The sequence below is a fragment of the Dietzia sp. WMMA184 genome (assembly GCF_002441635.1).
GTDB lineage: Bacteria > Actinomycetota > Actinomycetes > Mycobacteriales > Mycobacteriaceae > Dietzia > Dietzia kunjamensis.
Genome location: NZ_NXEI01000001.1, coordinates 2,921,376 through 2,942,171 on the forward strand (window position 1 = coordinate 2,921,376; position 20,796 = coordinate 2,942,171).

The 20,796-nt window shown below is 69.8% G+C and carries 14 protein-coding genes and 1 tRNA gene; 7 read left to right on the plus strand and 8 right to left on the minus strand.

The features are described from left to right. Positions 1–16: 16 nt before the first annotated feature. The 5 genes from CK206_RS13470 to CK206_RS13490 all read right to left on the minus strand — a co-directional run bounded on the left by CK206_RS13470 (position 17) and on the right by CK206_RS13490 (position 5,511). Positions 17–1,435: an NAD(P)/FAD-dependent oxidoreductase gene (locus CK206_RS13470; protein ID WP_096906696.1), complete on the minus strand. Its 1,419-nt coding sequence runs from the start codon at positions 1,433–1,435 to the stop codon at positions 17–19. Positions 1,436–1,439: 4 nt separating this feature from the next. After that, positions 1,440–3,320: a DUF3556 domain-containing protein gene (locus CK206_RS13475; RefSeq protein ID WP_096906697.1), complete on the minus strand. Its 1,881-nt coding sequence runs from the start codon at positions 3,318–3,320 to the stop codon at positions 1,440–1,442. 76 nt (positions 3,321–3,396) lie between these two features. After that, complete coding sequence (locus CK206_RS13480; RefSeq protein ID WP_067719495.1) at positions 3,397–4,854, minus strand: class I adenylate-forming enzyme family protein; 1,458 nt, start codon at positions 4,852–4,854, stop codon at positions 3,397–3,399. Between the two features lie 270 nt (positions 4,855–5,124). Further along, positions 5,125–5,195, minus strand: a tRNA-Gly gene (locus tag CK206_RS13485). A gap of 61 nt (positions 5,196–5,256) precedes the next feature. After that, a complete protein-coding gene (locus tag CK206_RS13490) occupies positions 5,257–5,511 on the minus strand; it encodes a hypothetical protein (RefSeq protein WP_067719492.1) in 255 nt (84 codons plus the stop codon). A 217-nt stretch (positions 5,512–5,728) separates the two neighbouring features. On the opposite strand from CK206_RS13490, the gene CK206_RS13495 reads away from it, so the two are divergent. From CK206_RS13495 to CK206_RS13510, 4 genes are all read left to right on the plus strand, one after another. After that, positions 5,729–6,577 carry a DUF2470 domain-containing protein gene (locus tag CK206_RS13495; RefSeq protein WP_253702244.1) on the plus strand — a complete coding sequence of 283 codons (849 nt, stop codon included), beginning with the start codon at positions 5,729–5,731 and terminating at the stop codon, positions 6,575–6,577. A gap of 281 nt (positions 6,578–6,858) precedes the next feature. After that, on the plus strand, positions 6,859–7,536 hold the full coding sequence (locus tag CK206_RS13500) for a hypothetical protein (protein ID WP_254050585.1): 678 nt from the start codon (positions 6,859–6,861) through the stop codon (positions 7,534–7,536). After that, on the plus strand, positions 7,517–8,080 hold the full coding sequence (gene dcd, locus CK206_RS13505) for a dCTP deaminase (RefSeq protein WP_067719486.1): 564 nt from the start codon (positions 7,517–7,519) through the stop codon (positions 8,078–8,080). Before CK206_RS13500 ends, dcd begins: the two co-directional genes overlap by 20 nt. A 92-nt stretch (positions 8,081–8,172) precedes the next feature. Continuing rightward, complete coding sequence (locus CK206_RS13510) at positions 8,173–9,594, plus strand: UDP-glucose/GDP-mannose dehydrogenase family protein (RefSeq protein WP_082924087.1); 1,422 nt, start codon at positions 8,173–8,175, stop codon at positions 9,592–9,594. A gap of 39 nt (positions 9,595–9,633) precedes the next feature. On the opposite strand, the gene CK206_RS13515 is transcribed toward CK206_RS13510, so the two are convergent. From CK206_RS13515 to CK206_RS13525, 3 genes are all read right to left on the minus strand, one after another. After that, positions 9,634–10,887, minus strand: coding sequence for a pyridoxal phosphate-dependent aminotransferase (locus CK206_RS13515; RefSeq protein ID WP_096906698.1), 1,254 nt, complete (start codon positions 10,885–10,887; stop codon positions 9,634–9,636). A 410-nt stretch (positions 10,888–11,297) separates the two neighbouring features. Further along, positions 11,298–14,534 carry a heterodisulfide reductase-related iron-sulfur binding cluster gene (locus tag CK206_RS13520; RefSeq protein WP_096906699.1) on the minus strand — a complete coding sequence of 1,079 codons (3,237 nt, stop codon included), beginning with the start codon at positions 14,532–14,534 and terminating at the stop codon, positions 11,298–11,300. Positions 14,535–14,708: 174 nt separating this feature from the next. Beyond that, positions 14,709–16,337, minus strand: a complete 1,629-nt coding sequence (locus CK206_RS13525) for a S1 family peptidase (protein ID WP_096906700.1) — start codon at positions 16,335–16,337, stop codon at positions 14,709–14,711. 239 nt (positions 16,338–16,576) lie between these two features. Between CK206_RS13525 and gdhA the strand changes: the two genes are divergently transcribed. The 3 genes from gdhA (at position 16,577) to grpE (ending at position 20,736) form a co-directional block, all read left to right on the plus strand. Continuing rightward, on the plus strand, positions 16,577–17,923 hold the full coding sequence (gene gdhA / locus CK206_RS13530; protein ID WP_069388614.1) for an NADP-specific glutamate dehydrogenase: 1,347 nt from the start codon (positions 16,577–16,579) through the stop codon (positions 17,921–17,923). A 345-nt stretch (positions 17,924–18,268) separates the two neighbouring features. Continuing rightward, positions 18,269–20,122: a molecular chaperone DnaK gene (gene dnaK / locus CK206_RS13535; RefSeq protein WP_069388613.1), complete on the plus strand. Its 1,854-nt coding sequence runs from the start codon at positions 18,269–18,271 to the stop codon at positions 20,120–20,122. Then, positions 20,119–20,736 (plus strand): nucleotide exchange factor GrpE, encoded by a 618-nt coding sequence (grpE, locus tag CK206_RS13540; RefSeq protein WP_096906701.1) that lies wholly within the window; start codon positions 20,119–20,121, stop codon positions 20,734–20,736. The genes dnaK and grpE overlap by 4 nt, the downstream gene beginning before the upstream one ends. Positions 20,737–20,796 lie beyond the last annotated feature (60 nt).

Consider the following 20,796-nt stretch of genomic DNA (forward strand, 5'->3'; position numbering starts at 1 on the left):
TGTCCTTCCTGCGTGATCACCGTCCGGACAGGTACGACAGGGCGGAACGCGCGGCGTTCCACCCAGCCATTCCGTGGGCGCCCGCCCCGGGCGGGGCGGCCGCCGAGCAGATGTAGACGCCGGGCACGCCGGTCGAATAGGGGTCGAGGGCGACCCGCGGCCGGAAGACCAACTGGCGGGGGTCGTTGGCACCCGTCACGATATCCCCGCCGACGTAGTTGGCGTTGTGATCCTCGAGTTCACGGGTCGAGCGCGTGTGGATCTCGTGGACGCGATCGCGGAACCCGGGGGCGAATCGCTCGATCTGGTCGATGATCGTCTGGGTGGCATCGCCCGTCCACCCCGCGGGTACGTGGGCGTAGGCGTCGACGGGATGGAGCCCGTTCCTCGCGCGGGCGGGGTCGGCGACGGACTGCTGGCCGACCAGGACGAAGGGCCGCTGCGGCATCTCCCCTCGGACGACCTGCCGCTCGGCTGCGGCGATCTCCGCGAAGGTGCCCCCCACGTGGACCGTGCCGGCCGACCGGGACGGCTCGTGGGACCACGGGATGCCGCCCTCGACCGCGAAGGCGACCTGGAACGCCGCGGGCCCGTGTCGGAAGCGGCGGAAGGCGCGGTCGACCCTGCGGGGTATGACGCCGGCGAGGATCCCGGCAGCGGCGGCAGGAGAGGTGTCGAGCATGACGATGTCCGGGTTCCCCAGCTCGCGGTGGTCGCGGACGGTGACCCCGGTGTCGATCCGGCCGCCGTACGAGGTCAACATCGACGCCATCGTGGTGGCGATCGTCGCCGAACCCCCCACGGCCACCGGCCAGCCGAACCGGTGTGCGGCCGTACCCAGGGCGACGCCGATCGCCGAGGACATTACCGAGCCGAGCGGGCGGAAGGCGTGTGCGGCGACGCCTCCGAACAGGGCCCGCGCCTCGTCGGTGTGCCACCGGCGGGCCAACACGCTGGCAGGCATGGCGGCGTAGGCCCCGAAGCGGGCGAGGACGAGGGGATGGTCCGGGACGTGCAGGAGGGGCTGGAGGAACTCCTCGGCGATCTGTGGGAAGCGTGCGGTGAGGGCTCCGAACATCCGTCGGTAGGACTCCCCGTCGTCGCCGAGTCGGGAGGCCGTGTGGTCCACCGACTTCCAGACCGCCGCACCCCTGCCACCGTCCAGCGGGTGCGAGTACTGGACCTCGGGGAGCGCCCACCGTAGGCCGTGGGCCTCGAGGTCGAACCGGCGGCTGAAGGCGGTGTCGACGGCGAGGGGGTGGAATCCCGAACACTGGTCGTGCAGCAGGCCCGGCGAGGTCATCTCGCCGGACCTGGTGCCGCCGCCGATGGAGTCGGATGCCTCCAGAACGGTGACATCGACTCCATCGGCGGCCAGTGTCAACGCGGCTGCCAGGCCGTTGGGCCCGCTACCGACGATGATCGCTGTGGGCATGAACTCAGCTCATCCCGACCGTGGACTCGTCGCGACCGCCCGCGGGGGACGTGTCCGTGAGCGGGCCCTCGGCGCCGGGGGAGGCGGGAACGCTCGCGGACGCCCGCTGATCGGCCGGCAGGTACTCCGGGTGGCGCCAGGTCACGGTGAACGGGATGGGCCCGTTCGGAAGCCATGGCTGCTCCGTGACCACGTCACGGACGTCGTAGTGGCCACGCTCGACGACCCCGAGGGCCGCGTCGATCACGCGGTACTCGATGGTCTTCTTGTGCAGTGGCTGGGACTCGGTCCAGACGCTGATGAACTCACCCGGCTCGAAGTTGCACCGCTTCTGCACCGCCGAGATCGTCCGCTCGTCGAACAGGTGCCCGTCTCCGAACTGCCACCCGGAGAAGAAGGTGCACAGCACCTCGCCCTCGCGGAACCGGTAGTTCTCCATGCTGTCCAGGACCGACGGCATGATCGACATGTGGCCGCGTCCCTGGGTGTTCATCATCCGGAACGCGGTGGTCTTCTGGAGGAAGATCTCGGCGCCCTCGGGGCCGAACAGTGCCGACAGCTGGTTGTGCGGGGACGTCATGGACGTCGCGAAGGCCGGGTTGTCCAGCTTGGCCTCGCACCCGTTGTTGCGGAACGCCATCGTGGAGGAGGCCCAGTTGCCGGCGTACTGACGCATTCCGATGAGGAACGAGATCTTGTCGGGTCGGAAGTTGCCGACTATCGGGCCGGTCAGGGTGAGCACCGCGGCGATCACCACGACCCACACGCTGCTGGCGTCCCACAGGGCGTACCCGTCGCCGGCGAAGAAGCCGAGGAAGACCACCGGCGTCGCGAACACGTAGAAGAGGTTCCATTCCTGCGGCATGGCCAGCGCGAACATCGAGTAGATGAACACGTGGAAGCACATCATGAACGCGGCGGCCAGGACCGCGACCGTCCAGTTGGTGGTGAAGAGCAGGACGAGCGGGACGACGAACTCGACGATCGTGCCCATGACGTGCGCGGCGAAGAACGCCACCTTGGTGGGCATGAGGTCCTCGGGCGCGTTGCGGTAGAGCGACCGGCGCAGCGCCTTGGACTTGATCAGCGGGCCGTTGGTGAGCATCGTCTGCACGGTGGGCGTGAAGTGGACGCCGAGCTTGGAGATGAACGCGCCCCACCAGACCGCGAACATCGCGATCTTGGCGACGATGATCATGTCCACGTGGCCGGCGCCGAAGGTGGTGAGAACACCGAAACCGAGCATGATGACGGAGTACTGCTCGGGACGCGACGCCAGGAACGTGACCCTGTCCCGCAGACCCATCACCAGCTGGATCGCGACGAACGTGACGAACGGCCACAGCGGCACGAGTCCGGCCTCGCTGTAGGCGGCGGCGGTCTGCTGACCGGGCAGGACCAGGCCCAGCGCGAGGGTGGCGAGCATCGCGAAGTACAGCGCGACGTCGATGGCCTTACGCTCGTCTCCCTTGGTGAAGGGGATCTTGTCCGGCCAGGGCGGGAGCCGCAGCGTCCCGGTGCGCATCCAGTAGCGGTACCCTGCTGTGTTGGGCTTGAACTTGAACGCCAACGGGCCCCACGATTCGTTGAACCCGGTGGCGGACCAGAGGATCACCCAGATCATCGCCTTCTGGTAGACGATCACCTCGCCCCACCACGCGCCGAGGTCGGTCAGCGGGAGGCCGGGCGTGGAGAGCCCGATGATGAGCCAGCCGCCGAGGAAGAAGACCAGGCCCTTGACGAGGTACAGGGAGTGCATGATCTTCGGCGCACCGAATCCGAACTCCACCCAGTGGTGAGCAAGCAGTTTCATCCGTTCCATCGTGGGGATGGACTCGAACTTGGCCGGATCGACGGCCGGGACATCGGCTTGTAGAAACCCCATGGGGGACTCCTTCTCGGGTCGGGTTGAGGGAACGAGGGTTGAGGGAACGAGGGTTGAGGGAACGAGGGTTGAGGGGTCAGGCGACGAGCGAGGTGCGCAGGCGCGGTTTGTCGATCTTGCCGACCGGGTTCTTGGGCAGTGCCGCGGTGATCGTCACCTCGACCGGCACCTTCACCCGGGTGAGGCGGTCACGGCAGTGCGCGATCACGGCGTCGGGTGTCAGCTCCACGTCCGGGTACGGGACGACGAAGGCCACGGGGACCTCACCGAGCACGTCATCCCGGCGGCCGACCACGGCGACCTCGAGTGCACCCGGCAGGCTGCCGATGGCGTTCTCGATCTCCTTGGGGTACAGGTTCTCCCCGCCGCGGATGATCATGTCCTTGAGCCGGTCGACGATGCTGAGGTAGCCGTCCTCGTCGAGCCGGCCCACGTCACCGGTGCGCACCCACCCGTCGACGATCGTCTGAGCGGTGGCCTCCGGCATGTTGAGGTAGCCCGCCATCACGACGGCCCCGGTGATCAGTACCTCCCCGGTCTGTCCGGTGGGTACGTCGCGGAGGAGGTCGTCGACGATCCGGATACGTTGGCCGGGCAGTGCCGGCCCCACGGTCCCGGGCTTGCGCGGGCCGTCGATCGGATTGACCGCCGAGGCACAGGTGGCCTCGGTCAGGCCGTAGCCCTCCAGGATGGGCACGTCGAAGAACTCCTCGGCCGCCGCGAGGAGTTCCCGCGTGGCCGGAGCAGCGCCGCAGACGGCGAACCGGAGCGAGGACATGTCCGGTTGCCGGCCCTCCGCCCTGGTGAGCAGCAGTGCGTAGATGGTGGGTACGGCGGAGAAGTAGGTGGGCCGGAGGTTCTCGACGGTGTCGTAGAACTTCTGGGCGTCGAAGCCGCCCATGATCGTCAGTTGCGCGCCGACCTGGAGGGGAGCCAGGAGGCTGACCATCAACGCGTTCACGTGGAACAGCGGCAGGACCAGCAGGCAGTGGTCCTCGGCGGTCATCCGCATGGTGTCGGCCATGGTCCGGGACATCGCCGTGGCGTTGGCGTGGGTGAGCATGACGCCCTTGGGACGCCCGGTGGATCCGCTGGTGTAGATCACCAGGGCGAGGTCGTCGTCCGCCAGGTCGACGGGGTCGAGCTGCGCACCGTTCCCCGACGTCCTTAGGTCATCGACGCTAATCGCCGGTCGCCCGCCGGAGGGGGAGTCGGCGGTGGAGTTCACGACGAGCACGGCGTCGGCGTCGTTGATCTGGTGATCGGCCTCGTCGTGCGTGAAGTTCGGGTTGATCGGGGTGGCCGCTGCGCCGAGGTACCACGCCGCGAAGATGGAGATCACCAGCTCGCTCCGGTTGGGGAGCATCACCGCGATCACGTCCCCGCTGGTGACGCCGTGTTCGCTGAACTGCGCGGCCACCGAGGTCACCGCCCGGTCGAGTTCGCGGAAGGACATCCGGGTCGCGTCGTCACGGATGCTGGGGGCGTCGCCGAAGCGTTCCGCGAGTGTTCTGGGGAGGTATCCGGGCTGCACATCTACTTCTCGTCGGCGACCTGTGTGATCTCGGACACTACGGAGATCGGGCGGGCCGCACATCGGTAGATGTGACGAACTTCACGTTTGCGTTAGTGCACGATGTACAAGCGGGGGAGGTGGCGCCGGGGGCGTCGGGTGCTCATCCGGGCGGGATGGCAGGAGCGGGCGGCCGGTGCGGACGGCCGGTGCGGACGGGGCCGGAACAACGAACTGCGGGGCACCTCGCTGGTGGAGGTGCCCCGCAGAATGGCCCGGTTCGGGCGAGGGAGCCGATGACGGGAATCGAACCCGCGCTGTCTGCTTGGGAAGCAGAAGTTCTACCATTGAACTACATCGGCAGTGCCTGCTGGAGGCGGCTTCAGATTAGCACGAGCCCCGGTGGCCGCAGGCGCGGTGGGGTCACTTCCGGGCGGACTTGCGCTTCGCGCCCGTGGTCATCGGCCGCTTGGGCTGGTTGAGCGACGCGCGGGGGACGAATCCGAACGCCACGCCCCCGATCACCGCCACCGCGATCGCGCCGATGATCCACGGCGTGACCGATCCGCCGCCGGTGATCCCCATCAGCACGATGAGTACGGCGACGCCGACACACACCCACGACCACTGGGTCCAGCGCCAGAAGTACCTCGAGGGCTCGTCCCTGATCTCGTCCATGCGCCTATTTCACCACGGCAGCGGGGGTCGGTGCATATCCGCCAGGCGCTCCCGGGGGGTCGCCGGGCCGGGAGGGCGCCGGGATGTGGCAGGTCTCACGTGGTTTCGAGGGTCGGTTCGGGAACGAAACGGGCGTGCCATGCGCTGAACTGGAGGACAGTCCGATTTGTGCGACCGGATGGCCGGTCCGCGGGCTCAGCCCTGCAGGAGGTGCGTGGTGGACGTGCGCGAGGCCATGGAGCGGCCGATCGCCGAGCGGGTACGGACGGTGCTCGCCCGCGGTGCGGCCGGGGCCATCGAGGCCGGCATGCTCAGGCGGCCGCTGCGCTCGGCGCGCGTCCGGGACGACGGGGTGATCGTCCTGGTGGTCGACGTGGGGGGCATGTCGCGTGAGGCCGGTGACGTCGACCGGGTCGCGGCCGCCGGGGCCACCGCCACCGTCGAGATCGTCGACACGGTGTGTACCGGTCGGTGCCGGGGTTGCGCGCCGCGCCCGTCGTTCGCTCTCGACGGCCGACCCGCGTCGTGTGGTGCGGGACGCGGAGGGGCCGGTGGTGGGGGGCGGGCTGCCGGGGGCGACGACGACGACTGCGCTGTCGCCCGGGGAGTTGTCACCCTCTCCGGGATCGTGACGGCCTCGTCCCCGGCGCGTCGGCGCAGGTTGGTCACCGCCGACGGGGGCGGGACGGGCCCGAACTCGGAGGGCGGGTCGCTCCGCCTGAGCGAGTTGCAGCCACTGGAGATCACCTACCTCACCGCGGACGGCGTCCACGTGGTTCCCCGGGCGTCCCTTGCCGCCGCGGCGGTCGACCCGATCGGCGTCGACGAGCAGGTCTGGCTGCACCGCCTCGCCGCCGACACCGGGCTCGCCTCCCGTCTCGCGTTGCGTGCCGGGCGGCAGATCGCGGGCACGGATCCGCGGATCGTCGCGATCGACCGGTACGGGGTCGACCTACGCATCGGATCGACCGGTGGCGGGTTCCGCGACCTCGTCAGACTCCCGTTCGCGCAGGTCTGCGCCGATTCCGACGACGTTCTCGCCCAACTCTCCGCGCTGACGCGGTGAATCACTTCACAAGAATTCGCTGAAAGCCCTTGTCTTTACAGGTAAGCCTTACCTAAGTTATTCGCTGCGGGTAGTCACGTCCCCGCTCCGGTGTTTTCCGTTCCGGCGCCACTACCCCTGAGGCGCCGGAACGGAAAAGGCTGGGACCGCGATGACGAGAGGGCGAAGGCATGCGATCACTGGTGGGACCCGTTCCCGAGCCGGCCGAACGGGCGAGCTCGGCACTGCGGCGCTGCGCGAGGGCCACGCTGAGTCTCCCCGCTCCCACCGCCGGCTCCCGCGTGAACGCCACTCCCGCGGTCGCGCTCGCGCACCGGACTTCCGGAACGGCCGACCTCAGCCTCGTCATCCCGACGGCCGACGCCGCGGCGATCCCGTCCGGGGGAGTGCACGCCCGTCTCGAGGTGCTCGACGAGATCCTCGGCGGGGCAGCCCGGGGCCGGTGTCGCCGCCTCGTCGTCGTCGACGGACTGGTCGAACAGATCGACGCGCGCGCCCAACGCCACGCCGCCACCCGCATCGCGCGAGACCTGCCCGACTCGGCCCTGCTCGGGGTCGGATCCGAGTCGGCGCTCGTCCGGCTCCGGACGGAGCGGATCCTGCTCACCGATGACTCCGGCGTCACCGACATCGCCCTCGACGACCTCGCCACCTCCGGGCCCGACCCCTTCACCGACCTCGAGGGGCACTGGCTCGACCACCTCAACGATCCGCGCTGCCAGGTGGTGCCGCGGCTGGCCTTGCGCGTCTGCCGGTGCCTGCCCGCCGAGCGACCCCTCCTGATCGGCATCGACCGCGCCGGCGTCGACATCGAGCTGACGGACCGCGAGGGCCGCGCCCGGCGCGAACGGCTGCCGTTCGCCGAGGCGTGCACGGACGTCACCGAGCTGGGGACCCAGCTCCGGTTGCTCGCGGGAGGCGCGCGGTACCCTCAGGACCGTGCTGCTCTCCGACCGTGACCTCCGTACCGAGCTCGCCGACGGGCGGCTGGGCATCGACCCCCTCGACCCCGCGCTGATCCAGCCGTCGAGCATCGACGTCCGCCTCGACCGGATGTTCCGCGTCTTCAACAACTCGCGCTACACCCACATCGACCCCGCGCAGCAGCAGGACGAGCTCACCGAACTGGTCGAGCCCGCCGAGGGGGACCCGTTCGTCCTGCACCCCGGCGAGTTCGTCCTGGGGGCCACCCTCGAGCGACTCCGCCTGCCCGACGACCTGGCCGGCCGGCTCGAGGGCAAGTCGTCGCTCGGTCGACTCGGGCTGCTCACGCACTCCACCGCCGGCTTCATCGACCCCGGGTTCGACGGCCACATCACCCTCGAGCTGTCGAACGTGGCGAACCTGCCCATCACGCTGTGGCCCGGGATGAAGATCGGCCAGCTGTGCCTGTTCCGGCTCTCCAGTCCCGCCGAGACCCCGTACGGCAGTGCCTCCGTGGGCTCGAAGTACCAGGGCCAGCGCGGCCCCACCGCCTCCAAGGCGTACCTGAACTTCCGGTGACCCGGCGGACGACGGCAGCCCGGCGACTGTTACTCGCCCCTCGTTCACCAGTCCGTTCCCGCCGCGCCGCGTCGACGGGGTAGAACAGCGCCATGCGTATGACCGTGTTCGGGACCGGGTACCTCGGCGCCACCCACGCCGCCTGCATGGCCGAGCTGGGCCACGAGGTGCTGGGGGTGGACGTCGACGAGGCCAAGATCGAACGCTTGCGTCGGGGCGAGGTGCCGTTCTACGAGCCGGGTCTGCCGGAGATCCTGCTGCGGCACGTGGAGTCGGGGCGGCTGCGGTTCACCACCGACTACGCCGAGGCCGCGGCGTTCGCCGACCTGCACTTCATCGGGGTCGGGACCCCGCAGCGCAAGGGCGAGTTCGCCGCCGACACCTCGTACGTGGAGGACGTGGTGGCGCGGCTGACGCCGCTGCTGTCCGCGGACGCGGCGGTGGTGGGCAAGTCGACGGTGCCGGTGGGAACGGCCGCGCGATTGCAGGGGATCGCCGACTGGCACGCCCCGGACGGGGTGCGGGTCGAGGTGGTGTGGAACCCGGAGTTCCTGCGCGAGGGCTTCGCCGTGGCCGACACGTTGACACCGGATCGGATCGTGATCGGCCTGGCCGGCGGTGAGTCGGCACTGGGGCTCGCGCGGGAGCTGGTGTCCGAGGCGTACGCGCCGATCCTCAAGGCGGATCCGTGCCCGGTGATCGTGACGGATCTGGCCACGGCCGAGCTGGTCAAGGTCAGCGCGAACGCGTTCCTCGCGACCAAGATCAGCTTCATCAACGCCGTGTCGGAGGTGTGTGAGGCCGCCGGCGCCGATGTGACCGTCTTGGCCGATGCGATCGGCATGGACAAGCGGATCGGTCGACGCTTCCTCAACGCCGGCCTGGGGTTCGGGGGTGGCTGTCTGCCCAAGGACATCCGGGCCTTCATGTCCCGCGCCGGCGAGTTGGGTGCGGACGAGGCGATGACGTTCCTGCGGGAGGTCGACTCGATCAACATGCGCCGACGCGAGCGGATGGTGGGCCTGACCGTCGAGGCGTGCGGCGGGACGGTCATCGGCAAGACCGTCGCGGTGCTGGGGGCGGCGTTCAAGCCGAACTCCGACGACGTGCGGGACTCGCCGGCGCTGAACGTGGCGGGGATGCTCTCGCTCAAGGGCGCGAGCACCGTGGTGTACGACCCGCAGGCCCTGGACAACGCCCGGGCGTTGTTCCCCACGCTGACGTACGCCGAGTCGGCGCTGGCCGCCTGTGAGGGCGCCGACGTGGTGCTGGTGGCCACCGAGTGGCCCGAGTTCGTCGAGCTGGACCCGGCCGCGGTCACCGGGGTGGCGCGCGGCCGGGTCCTGCTGGACGGTCGCAACTGCATGCCCGCCGACCGCTGGCGCGCCGCCGGCTGGACCTACCGCGCACTCGGACGCGGGGTGCCGGTGGAGGGCGCCACCCGCCGCACGGGGACGGCCCCCGCCGGGCCGGGGGTCGTCCCGTCGATGCGCTCCGGACACCCGTCGACCTGACCCCCGGCCGACCTGACACCGGCCGACGCGGCCCCCGGGCTACTGCCGGTACGAGGCCAGGAAGTTGCCGATCCGCTCGATCGCCACGCCCAGATCGCGGGAGGCGGGCAGGGTGACCACCCGGAAGTGATCGGGGTCCGGCCAGTTGAAGCCCGTGCCCTGGGTGACGAGGATCCGCTCCTGCTCGAGCAGGTCGAGGGCGAACAGCCGGTCGTCGTGGATCTCGTGGACGTTCGGGTCCAGCTTGGGGAAGGCGTACAGCGCGCCCATGGGCTTGACGCAGCTCACGCCCGGGATCGTGTTGAGCTTCTCCCACGCGATGCCCCGCTGCTCGTGCAGCCGGCCGCCGGGCTCGATGAGCTCGTTGATCGACTGATAGCCACCGAGCGCCACCTGGATGGCGTGCTGCGCGGGCACGTTGGGGCACAGGCGGGTGGACGCGAGGAGCTCCAACCCCTCGAGGAAGCCGGCCGCGTGCGCCTTGGGGCCCGTGATCGCCAGCCAGCCCGCCCGGTAGCCCGCCACACGGTAGGTCTTGGACAGTCCGTTGAAGGTCAGCACGAGCAGGTCGTGGGCGAGGGTGGCGATGGAGGTATGCTCGGCCTCGTCGTAGACGATCCGGTCGTATATCTCGTCCGCCAGGATGAGCAGACTGTGCTCGCGGGCGAGATCGACGATCCCCTGCAGGACCTCACGCGAGTAGACCGCGCCGGTCGGGTTGTTGGGGTTGATCACCACGATGGCCTTGGTTCGCGGGGTGATCTTGGAGGCGATGTCCTCAAGCGACGGGTTCCAGTCGTCCTGTTCGTCGGCGAGGTAGTGGACGGGCCTGCCCCCGGCGAGTGAGGTCATGGCGGTCCACAGCGGGTAGTCCGGTGCGGGGATGAGGACTTCGTCGCCGTCGTCCAGCAGCGCCTGCATCGACATGGTGATGAGCTCGGACACGCCGTTGCCGAGGTAGATGTCGTCCACGCTGAGACGGGGGAAGTCCGGGACCAGCTCGTAGCGCGTGAAAATCGCCCGGCGGGCCGACAGGATGCCCTTGGACTCCGAGTAGCCCTGCGCGTGGGGGAGCGCGGCGATCATGTCGCGCATGATCACGTCCGGCGCCTCGAACCCGAACGGCGCGGGGTTGCCGATGTTCAGCTTGAGGATGCGGTGACCTTCGGCCTCGAGCTGGTTGGCCCTGGCCAGTACCGGCCCGCGGATCTCGTAGAGGACGTCCTTGAGCTTGGAGGACTGGTCGAGAGTGCGCAGCTGGTGGAGCGTTCGTCCCGTGGTCTCAGGCGTCATACCTTGCGATTGTGCCACTCGGGTCGCTGTGGCCCGCGTCGCGGAGGGCGTATGTCCGGTGGGGCATGGCGGCACCATGCCCGGGGCCGAAGGAGAGCACCGTGGCCCCACAGGGATGTCGTGAACGCCGCGCGGCGGTGGCACCTTTCTACGCGGTCGCCGGCTGGAGCTCCAGCCGCCCGCGGGCATGGCGTCTCGCACCCGCCGAAGGGCAGGCCAGACGCCATGTTCAGGAGCGGCGACCTTCGTGCAGTACATCTGCGGGAGCGCCCTGGGCGCCAGGCGCGGGAGCGGTTGAGGGCGGCGTCGCGAGCGGACGCGCGTACGCCCTCCCCCCGGGGAACGTCCACATGCGCCGCGGCCCGTGATCAGGAGATCTGATCACGGGCCGCGGTGGCGTCCGGTGGGCGTCAGCCCAGAGAGAGGCCGTAACCTCCGGACTTCTTCGAGCGGGGGATCGCCCCACCCGACGCGGGCTTCGCCGGGGCATCGGTCGGCGTCGACTCAGCCTGGGTGGACTCGGTCGACGTCGACTCAGCCTGGTCGGCGGAACCGGTCGCGGACTCGGCGGTGTCGGCAGTGTCGGCGGGCTCGGCTTTCGCCGGGGCCTCGGTCGCCGGGGCGGCGGGCTCGGCCTTCGGAGCGCCGGGTGCCTTCGGAGCACCGGGTGCCTTGGGCGCGCCGGGCGCCTTCGCTCCACCCTTGAGGCCCAGGCCGACGGCCGGCTTCGCGGGCGCGGCCGGTGCGGTGTCCGTGGCGGACCCGGCATCGGCGGTCTCGGTCTGCGCGGCGGCGGACTCGCCCGCGGACGGCTCGGACGCCGCTGCCTTGGCCGTGCCCGGGGCCTTCGTGCCGCCCGGAGCCTTGGCCCCGCCGGGAGCCTTGGCCCCGCCACCCAGGGTGAGCCCGCCGGACTTCGGCGCACCGGCGCTCGGCTTGGGAGCGCCGGTGGTGGCCGGAGCGGAACCCTGCGCGGCCTCGCGGGTCTCCTCCGTGCGCTCGGCGTCCTTCACCGCGGACTGGGCCTCGGTGGCGGACTCGCCGCTCCCGGCGGCGCCGGGGGCCTTCGGAGCGCCGGGGGCCTTGGGGCCGCCGGGGGCCTTGCCGCCGCCACCGAGCTTGAGGCCACCCGACTTGGGTGCGCCCGTCGAATCGGCGGCCGACGGGCCGGCCTCGGCCGCGCTGGCCGCGCCACCGGTGCCGGCGGCGGCGACCTCCGCGCCCTCGCCCTCGTCGACGACGGCGTTGTCCGGCGCGGCCTCGGCCGGGGCAGCGGGGGCGGCGGCCGTGGCGGACTCCGCCTCGGCGGCGTCGCGCTCGGCCTGCTCGGCCTCCTTCTCCGCCTTCGTCTTCTCACGCGTGGGCTGCTCCAGCCACGCGGCCTCGCGAGGCTCGGGCAGGCCGCCGTCACGGGAGACGGACTCCAGGAGCAGCTGGGCGACGTCCACGACCTCGACCTGGCCCTCCTGCTCGGTGCCGTCGGTCTGGGCGGTGGCCCCGTCCGAGAGCATCACGCGACAGAACGGGCAGCCCGTGGCGATCTTCGTGGCCTTGGTCGACAGGGCCTCGTCGACACGGTCGATGTTGATCCGCTTGCCGACCGTCTCCTCCATCCACATGCGCGCGCCACCGGCGCCACAGCACATGGACCGCTGGCCGTGACGGGGCATCTCCGTGAGGGTCACGCCCGAGCCGTCCATGAGCTCACGCGGGGCCTCGTAGACCTGGTTGTGGCGGCCGAGGTAACACGGGTCGTGGTAGGTGACGCCACCGTCGATCGGGGCCACCGGCACGAGGCGCTTCTCGCGCACCAGACGGTTGAGCAGCTGCGTGTGGTGGACCACCTGGTAGTCGCCGCCGAAGTCGCCGTACTCGTTCTTCAGCGCGTTGAGGCAGTGGGCACACGTCACGACGACCTTGCGCTGCGCGGCGGGCACGCCGTCGAACGCGTCGTTCATGACCTCGATGTTCTGCTGGGCGAGCATCTGGAACAGAAACTCGTTGCCCGCGCGGCGGGCCGAGTCGCCGGTACAGGTCTCGCCCTGGCCCAGCACCGCGAACTTCACACCGGCGGTGTGCAGCAGCGAGGCCACGGCCTGGGTGGTCTTCTTGGCGCGGTCCTCGAAGGCGCCGGCACAGCCCACCCAGAACAGGTACTCGGTGTCGGCGAAGTCCTCGATGTCCTTGCCGATCACGGGGATCTCGAAGTCGAGGGAGTTCATCCACTCGTCGCGACCGGAGTTGTTCTGGCCCCAGGGGTTGCCCTTGTTCTCGAGGTTCTTGAACAGGCCCGCGAGCTCGGTCGGGAACTCGGACTCGATGAGGACCTGGTAGCGGCGCATATCGATGAAGTGGTCGACGTGCTCGATGTCCACCGGGCACTGCTCGACGCAGGCGCCACACGTGGTGCAGGACCACAGGGCCTCGGGGTCGATGATGCCGGCGGCCATCGGGTCGTCGGAGAGGTCCGCTGTGGTGTGACCGACGAGGGGGCGCTGGGCCTCGAGGCGGGCCGCCTCCGGGATCTTGGCGAGCTTGGCCTCGTCGGGGTTGCCCTCGGCGTCGACCAGTCCGGTCTCCTCGCCCATCGTGGTCTGCCCACCGGCGAGCAGGTACGGCGCCTTCGCGGCACCGTGGTCGCGCAGGGACATGATCATGAGCTTGGGGCTCAGCGGCTTGCCGGTGTTCCAGGCGGGGCACTGCTCCTGGCAGCGGCCACACTCGGTGCAGGTCGAGAAGTCGAGCCAGCCCTTCCAGGAGAAGTCCTCGATGGCGCCGGCGCCGAGCTTCGGCTCGAAGTCCTCGTCCTCCTCGGTGAGCTCCTCGATCTTCTCCATGGTCAGCGGGACGCCGTCCATGGTCATCGGCTTGAGCGGGCCGAGCGCGGTGCGGCCGTCGGCCTCACGCTTGAAGTAGATGTTGAAGAACGCCGCGAAGCGGTGCCAGGCGACGCCCCAGGTGATGTTGCGGCCCACCACGTACAGCCAGACCATGCCCGAGAGCAGCTTGATCAGCGCGAAGATCGAGACCATGAGCTCGTTGGCGGGCAGGAGGGTCGAGAGCGGACCGGAGACCCAGTCGGTGGCCCAGTGGAAGTGGTGGCCCTCCTCGGCCTGCAGGGCGAGCTTGCCGGCCTTGACGAAGACCATGCCGAGGCCCTCGAGGAGCACGACGATCTCGACGAAGTACGCGGCCTTACGGTCGGAGCCCTCGAAGCGGTTGAGGCCCTTCCGCTGGTTGACCTGGCGGATGATGATCAGGACAGTGATGCCGATGACGGTGCCCAGGCCCAGGAACTCGTCAATCGCGTGCCACCAGACCTGGTCGGACAGCCAGGGCCAGCCGCCGCGGGGGTTGAACGTCTGGATGTAGGCCTCGAACCAGACGATCGAGCCGAGCAGGAAGCCCACCATGACGAACCAGTGGAAGAAGCCCACCGAACGTTTGCGGGCCATCCGGGTGTGGGCGCCCACCTCGACGATGACGTTCTTCAATCGGGGCAGGATCGGCCGCAGCCGGTCGAATCCGTCCTTCTGTCCCAGGAACAGGCTGCGCACCATGCGGGTGACGCCGCCTATGAAGGATGCCCAGCAGAACAGACTGAGCAGGACGCCGATCGTCCCGAGTGTGATGGTCACGCCTGACATGGTTCGCGGCCTTTCGTCGCACTTCTCGACGCACGAGCACTCATAGGACCCTGTGGGCGCCCGTCGACTGTGTCGAGGTCAAAGGTAAGCCACGCGGGCCCCGTCTGCCGAGTTGAGGCTGCCCTTACCGGAGCAGACTCCACTCGCAGGCGGGGCCCGCGTGGAAGGGGAGGATCAGTTGGTCCGGAGCGTCAGCCCGGGGTGTGCGGCGAGGACGTCGGCGATCGGGACGGCCGACAGGCGCGGGGTGAACCCGGCCGTCCGGGCCACGGCATCGGCGTCGGCGCAGGTGACGGAGTCCGCGACGTTGGACGCGCTCGAGATACCCAGGGCCCGGTCGCCGGAGAAGACGACGCCGCCGCTGTCGCCGGGCAGGGCGCACAGGTCCACGGTGAAGGCGTTCGAGATGGTGCGCGTGCCCGCCACGTCGATTGTCGTGCCGACCTGCGAGATCGTGCCGCAGGAGAAGCCGGTCCGGAACCCCGTCTTGCAGGCCTTCTGGCCGACGACCGGGTCCGCGGTGCCGATGATCCCCTGGGTGCTGTCCGGCCCGTCTCCCACCAGGTTGGTGCGGAACCGGTCCGCCACGTCGTCGTCGACCGCGATGAGGGCGGTGTCGATGCCCTCCCGCTCGCTGCGGGTCATGGTGCCGAACTCCTCGCCGTCGGCGAGGGCCGCGCGGGTGCCGTCGGCGCCGGCACAGTGCGCGGCGGTGATGACGACGGGCTTGCCGTCCAGTTCACCGTTGAACCCGGTCGAGCACTCGAGGATTCCTCCCGGGACGCCCACCTGGTACCCGGTACCGCCCGTGACGGGCCCCGCCGGAGCGGGGACCGATTCGATGGCCCGCGGCTGGTCCTCGGGCACGGGGGTGCCGGGGTCGACCATGGTCTGGGCCATCATCCCGTCGATGATCGACCCGGTGCCGGGGGTCAGGCCGGCGAGGAGGTCGATGACCGTGCGCATGGGGCCCTCGGGGACGAGGCCGGCGTCATTGAGCAGGGCCAGGCTGCCGAGCGAGCCGGAGTCGCCGCCGCTACCGGGCGCCGCGCCGGTCCCGTCCGGGTCGTCCGCGCGGGTGGTGGCCGGCACGATGCCGTCGACGGTCGGCTCGCCGTCGGACCCGGTGCCCCCCTCGCTGCCGAACGGGGCCGTGTCGAACGCCGGGTCAGGGGCCTCAATCATGTCGATCTCGGCGAGGTCCCGCAGTCGGGCGTCGAGGTTGCCGAGCTGCGCGGCCTCGCCGCCGCGGGTCGTGACGACGACCGCGTTGCGGGTGGGATCGACGCGGACGTCGGTGACGAGGTCCTGCATGTCCTCGGGGGTGCCCTCGATGATCTTGATGACCTGACGCTCGCGCGCCTCGAGTTCAATCGTGGTCAGCGCCACATCCTTGACCGTGAACCCGGACCGGGTGGCCTCGTCGCGCAGCTCGTCTCCGGCGGCGCCGGCCACCACGCCGACCAGGCCGGTGCCCTCCTCGTCCAGCCAGACGCCGCCGAACGACTGACGGAACTGCTGCTCCCACCGGGGACGGGCCTCGGCCAGACGTTCCCCGATGCCGGCCTGGGCGAGGAACTGCTCGGGAGTGAGTCCGAGATCACGTCGCAGTGCCTCGACGAGTGAGGTCAGCTCCGGACCGAGGGCATCGGCCAACGCCGGCAGGGGCTGGGCGACGGCGGGTCGGGAGGCGGACGGAGCCGGGTTACCGGGTGTGGGGGAGGGGGCCGCGCCGGCAGGGGTCGCGGTGACCACCAGTGCCGCGGCAGCGGCGACGGCGGCGAACTTCGAGGTGATACGCATGATGGCCTTCCGGAATGCACGGCTGGGCGACGGCGCGTCGACCGGCAGTGGATCGGGTTGTCGCGGCTCAGATTACGGAGATGTGATTAGTGAGTCCAGTGTGACACGTGTGATTAGTGGGATTCGATTGTCGATTGATGTGACGACGCTGAGTCGGAGAATCGCGGGCCCTGCCGCTAGGCTGCCTCTTCGGCAACGACGTACGCGTCATCACCGAAGACTTATTACCCGGAGGTCCCATGTCCGACGCTGACGCCGCACTTCACGACGCCCTTGACACCGTGGTGCGACGCAATCCCGGACAGCACCTCTTCCGGCAGGCTGTGCACGAGGTGCTGGAGTCGCTCGCACCCGTGGTCAAGCAGCACCCGGAATATGTCGAGGGCGGGATCCTCAAGCGGATCATCGAGCCCGAGCGCGTGGTGTCCTTCCGGGTGCCGTGGGTCGACGACGCCGGCGCGGTCCAGGTCAACCGGGGCTTCCGTGTGCAGTTCAGCTCCGATCTCGGCCCGTATAAGGGCGGATTGCGCTTCCACAAGTCCGTGGACGAGGACACGTTGAAGTTCCTCGGGTTCGAGCAGGTCTTCAAGAACGCCCTCACCGGTCTCGGCCTGGGCGGCGGCAAGGGCGGTTCGGACTTCGACCCGCACGGCCGCAGCGACGCGGAAGTGATGCGCTTCTGCCAGTCCTTCATGTCCGAGCTCGCGCACCACATCGGTGCCGACCTCGACGTCCCGGCCGGTGACATCGGCGTGGGCGGGCGCGAGATCGGGTACCTGTACGGCCAGTACCGGAAGGTGACCGGCCGCAACGAGGCGGGCGTCATCACGGGCAAAGGCGTCGGCTACGGCGGCTCGTGGGCGCGCACCGAGGCGACCGGCTACGGGCTCGTCTACTTCGTCCGCGAGATGCTCCGCGACACCGAGTACAGCCTCGAGGGCTCCCGGGTGGTCGTCTCCGGCTCCGGCAACGTCGCGATCTACGCGGCCAAGAAGGCGGCCCAGCTCGGCGCGACCGTCGTGGCCTGCTCGGACAGTCAGGGCTACGTCCACGACGAGGACGGTCTCGACCTGGACCTGCTCCTGGACGTCAAGGAGGTCCGCCGCGAACGGCTGTCGGCCTACGCCCGGGAGCGGGGCAACTGCACCTACCTGGAGACCGGTTCCGTGTGGGACGTGGAGTGCGACATCGCGCTGCCCTGTGCCACCCAGAACGAGCTCGACGCCGAGGAGGCGCGCACGCTCGCCAAGAACGGGTGCCGCGTGATCGCCGAGGGCGCCAACATGCCGTGCACGGAGCAGGCGGTGGAGGTCATCCACCGGGCCGGCATCCTCTTCGGGCCCGCCAAGGCCGCCAACGCCGGCGGCGTGGCCACCAGCGGTCTCGAGATGCGGCAGAACGCCGGTCGGCTGCTGTGGGACTTCGAGCGGGTGGACTCCGAGCTCGACCGCATCATGACCTCCATCCACGCCACCGCGGCGGCGACCGCCGAGGAGTACGGCGCCCCGGGTGACCTGGTGGCCGGGGCGAACATCGCCGCGTTCCGCAAGGTCGCCGACGCCATGCTCGCGCAGGGTGTCATCTGATCTGATCCGGGTGACGGCGGACCTCGTCGTCGTCGTACCTCCTTCTCCTTCCCGCACCTTCCCCTTCCCATACGAAGAGCGCTCCGAGCCGCACCGCCGAGAGTCGGCGGCCGGGGCGCTCTTCCCGTTGTTGAGCCCGGCGGGCTCAATCAATGGTGTGAGCTGCGCCACCGCCGGAATGGATTCGACAGAGTGGGGGTTATACGGGGCGACAAACCTCAGCGGGCCAGGCTCAACTCGGGTTGACGCGGCAGGCCATTGGCAGGCAGGGTGGAGCCATCGATCCGAGCCTTGAGCCGGGTCCGCTTAGAGAGAACCCGTACACGTCAGTAGAAGGAGAACATCATGGGACGTGCAGTAGGCATCGACCTCGGCACCACCAACTCGGCCGTCGCGGTCCTCGAGGGCGGCGACGCCACGGTCATCGCCAACGCCGAGGGCGCGCGCACGACCCCGTCGGTCGTCGCGTTCGCCAAGAACGGCGAGGTCCTCGTCGGTCAGCCGGCGAAGAACCAGGCGGTCACCAACGTCGACCGCACCATCCGCTCGGTCAAGCGCCACATCGGCACGGACTGGAAGTCGGACTCGATCGACGGCAAGACCTACACCCCGCAGGAGATCAGCGCCCGCACGCTGCAGAAGCTCAAGCGCGACGCCGAGTCCTACCTCGGTGAGGACGTCACCGACGCCGTCATCACCGTTCCGGCCTACTTCAATGACGCCCAGCGTCAGGCCACCAAGGACGCCGGCCAGATCGCGGGACTCAACGTCCTGCGCATCGTCAACGAGCCCACCGCGGCAGCCCTGGCCTACGGCCTCGACAAGGGCGACAAGGAGCAGACCATCCTGGTCTTCGACCTCGGTGGCGGCACCTTCGACGTCTCCCTGCTCGACATCGGCGACGGCGTCGTGGAGGTCCGTGCGACCTCGGGCGACAACCACCTCGGTGGCGACGACTGGGACCAGCGGATCGTCAACTGGCTCGTCGACAAGTTCAAGGCGCAGAACGGCATCGACCTGACCAAGGACAAGATGGCCCTGCAGCGCCTGCGCGAGGCGGCCGAGAAGGCCAAGATCGAGCTGTCCAGCGGGCAGTCCACCTCGATCAACCTCCCGTACATCACCGTCGACGCGGACAAGAACCCGCTCTTCCTGGACGAGACGCTCTCGCGCGCCGAGTTCCAGAAGATCACGCAGGACCTGCTCGATCGCTGCCGCAACCCGTTCCAGGCCGTGATCAAGGACGCCGGCATCTCGGTCGGCTCCATCGACCACGTCGTGCTGGTCGGCGGTTCGACCCGTATGCCCGCCGTGACCGACCTGGTCAAGGAGCTCACCGGCGGCAAGGAGCCCAACAAGGGCGTCAACCCGGACGAGGTCGTGGCCGTGGGTGCCGCGCTGCAGGCCGGCGTGCTCCGCGGTGAGGTCAAGGACGTCCTGCTGCTCGACGTGACCCCGCTGTCGCTGGGCATCGAGACCAAGGGTGGCGTGATGACCAAGCTCATCGAGCGCAACACCACGATCCCGACCAAGCGTTCGGAGACCTTCACGACCGCCGACGACAACCAGCCGTCCGTGCAGATCCAGGTCTTCCAGGGCGAGCGCGAGATGGCGGCGCAAAACAAGCTGCTCGGTTCGTTCGAGCTCGCCGGTATCGCCCCCGCGCCGCGTGGCGTGCCGCAGATCGAGGTCACCTTTGACATCGACGCCAACGGCATCGTCCACGTGACCGCCAAGGACAAGGGCACCGGCAAGGAGAACACGATCATCATCCAGGACGGCTCCGGCCTGTCCAAGGAGGAGATCGACCAGATGATCAAGGACGCCGAGGAGCACGCCGCCGAGGACCACAAGCGTCGCGAGGAGGCGGACGCCCGCAACCAGGCCGAGTCCACGATCTACCAGACGGAGAAGTTCGTCTCGGAGAACGAGGACAAGATCCCGGCCGACAAGAAGGAGTCGCTCCAGGCCGCGATCGCCGACGCCAAGACCGCCCTCGAGGGCTCGGACGTCGACGCCATCAAGTCCGCGGTCGAGAAGGTCAACACCGAGGCGCAGGCCGTCGGCCAGGCCATCTACGAGGCCTCCGCGGCCGAGGGTGCCGAGGCCGGCGACGCGTCGGGTGCGGGCTCGGCCGACGACGACGTGGTCGATGCCGAGGTGGTCGACGAGGACGAGTCGAAGGGTGAGTCCAAGTGACCCGCCCCGAGCAGACCGACGCCTCCGAGAAGGCGGCGTGGGCCGGCGCTGACGACGAGGCCGAGCAGGCCGCCGAGGCGGTCGAGGCCGAGATCGTCGACGACGCCCCGCCGTTGACCGACAGCGATGCCGACGGCACCGCAGCCGATGCCGCTGACGCGGGGGGCGCCCCGACCGGGGACGTTCCCGCGGACGATCCGGCCGCCGCGCTGCAGGCGCAGCTCGACGAGCGGACCGCGGACCTGCAGCGGGTGTCGGCGGAGTTCGCCAACTACCGGCGCCGCGTCGAACGTGACCGCCAATCGATCATCGACACCGCCAAGGGCTCGGTCCTCACCGAGCTGCTGGGTATCGTCGACGACCTCGACCGGGCCGAGGCGCACGGCGACCTCGCCGAGGGGCCGCTCAAGGTCTTCGCCGACAAGGTCCGCGCGCTACTGGCATCCCAGGGTGTCGAGTCCTTCGGCAACGAGGGCGATCCGTTCGACCCGGCCCTCCACGAGGCCGTGCAGGACGAATCCGAGGGATCCGAGCCCGTGCTGGGGACGGTCCTGCGCAAGGGCTACCGCCACGGTGAGCGGACCCTGCGGACGGCGATGGTCAGCGTCCGCTGAGCCCACCGGCTCATCACCCCGGCGTGCGGGTGCGTCCCGATGATCTCGGGACGCACCCGC

Excerpts from the sequence above, each read along its gene's own strand:
- CK206_RS13470 (WP_096906696.1), bottom strand. The coding sequence starts at position 1,435 with ATGCCCACAGCGATCATCGTCGGTAGCGGGCCCAACGGCCTGGCAGCC.
- CK206_RS13475 (WP_096906697.1), bottom strand. The coding sequence starts at position 3,320 with ATGGGGTTTCTACAAGCCGATGTCCCGGCCGTCGATCCGGCCAAGTTC.
- CK206_RS13490 (WP_067719492.1), bottom strand. The coding sequence starts at position 5,511 with ATGGACGAGATCAGGGACGAGCCCTCGAGGTACTTCTGGCGCTGGACC.
- CK206_RS13510 (WP_082924087.1), top strand. The coding sequence starts at position 8,173 with ATGCGTATGACCGTGTTCGGGACCGGGTACCTCGGCGCCACCCACGCC.
- CK206_RS13515 (WP_096906698.1), bottom strand. The coding sequence starts at position 10,887 with ATGACGCCTGAGACCACGGGACGAACGCTCCACCAGCTGCGCACTCTC.
- CK206_RS13520 (WP_096906699.1), bottom strand. The coding sequence starts at position 14,534 with ATGTCAGGCGTGACCATCACACTCGGGACGATCGGCGTCCTGCTCAGT.
- CK206_RS13525 (WP_096906700.1), bottom strand. The coding sequence starts at position 16,337 with ATGCGTATCACCTCGAAGTTCGCCGCCGTCGCCGCTGCCGCGGCACTG.
- gdhA (WP_069388614.1), top strand. The coding sequence starts at position 16,577 with ATGTCCGACGCTGACGCCGCACTTCACGACGCCCTTGACACCGTGGTG.
- dnaK (WP_069388613.1), top strand. The coding sequence starts at position 18,269 with ATGGGACGTGCAGTAGGCATCGACCTCGGCACCACCAACTCGGCCGTC.